Origin of the sequence: Mycobacterium sp. E3298, from assembly GCF_001666895.1 — a bacterium.
GTDB lineage: Bacteria > Actinomycetota > Actinomycetes > Mycobacteriales > Mycobacteriaceae > Mycobacterium.
Genome location: NZ_LZJB01000467.1, coordinates 1 through 1,425 on the forward strand (window position 1 = coordinate 1; position 1,425 = coordinate 1,425).

The window sequence follows — 1,425 nt, forward strand, 5'->3', positions numbered from 1 at the left end:
TCCTCGTCGAACGGCTGCACCCCACCCGCAGCCTGACCCACCACCCCCTGATCCAAGTCGTCTTAGCCTGGCAGAACGAAGAATTCGCCGACGTGCGGCTCGGCGATCTGCAAGTAACGCCGCTGCCTACCGACACCCGCAGTGCCCGCATGGATCTGGTGTTCTCGCTGGCCGAGCGCTGGACCGAGGACGGGCAGCCCGCCGGCATCGGCGGGGCGGTGGAATTCCGCACCGACGTATACAACACCGCCCGCATCGAGGCCCTGGCCGCGCAACTGCACGACGTATTGGTCACCATGACCGCCGACTCCTCGCGGCGTGTCTCGTCGATCGAGGTGCTGGATGAGGGCGAGCGTGCGCGTCTGGAGGTGATCGGTAATCGGGCGGTGTTGGGTGGTTCGGTGCCGGTGGGGGTGTCGATTCCGGAGCTGTTTTCGGCGCAGGTGGATCGTGCCCCGGGGGCGGTGGCGATCAGCTGTGGGGGCGGGTCGTTGACGTATGGCGAGTTGGATGAGGCGTCGAATCGGTTGGCGCGCTTGTTGATTGAGTATGGTGCCGGTCCGGGGGAGTGTGTGGGGCTGTTGGCCGAGCGCTCGGCGCAGGCCGTGGTGGCGATTTTGGCGGTGCTCAAGACCGGGGCGGCCTACCTGCCCATCGACCCGGCACTGCCGGCGGCCCGCATCGAATTCATGCTCACCGACGCCCTACCGATCGCCGCCGTCACCACCGCGGGCGTGCGATCGCGGCTCGACGGGTCGGACCTGGCCGTCATAGAGTTCGACGACCCGGAAATCGCGACGCAGTCGGCCGACCCGCTGTCGGTGCCGTCTTCCGGGGACGTCGCGTACATCATCTACACCTCGGGCACGACCGGGGTGCCCAAGGGTGTGGCCGTCACCCATCGCAATGTCACCCAGTTGCTGGAGTCGGTGCACGACGAGCTGGCCCTGGGCCGCGTGTGGTCGCAGTGTCACTCGCTGGCCTTCGACTTCTCGGTGTGGGAGATCTTCGGGTCGCTGTTGCACGGCGGCCGGCTGGTGATCGTGCCCGACGCGGTGGTCCGCTCACCAGAAGACCTGCACGCCATGCTGATTCGCGAACAGGTCGACGTGCTGAGCCACACCCCGTCGGCCGTGGCGGCGTTGTCGCCCCAGGGGTTGGACTCGGTGGCGACGCTGGTGATGGGTGGGGAGCCATGCCCGCCCGAGGTGGTGGATCGCTGGGCGCCCGGGCGGGTGATGGTCAACCAATACGGCCCCACCGAAACCACGATGTACGCGGCGATGACCAGGCCGCTGACCGCGTGGAGCGGGACACCGCCGATCGGCTCACCGATACCCGGCGCGGCGCTGTTCGTGTTGGACAACTGGCTGAATCCGGTGCCGGTGGGTGTGGTGGGTGAGTTGTATGTGGCGGGTTGGGGGG

The 1,425-nt window shown here is 67.8% G+C and carries 1 protein-coding gene; it reads left to right on the forward strand.

The features are described 5' to 3' along the window. On the forward strand, positions 1-1,425 hold a 1,425-nt coding region (locus A9X05_RS21570; RefSeq protein ID WP_156736885.1), incomplete at both ends, for an AMP-binding protein.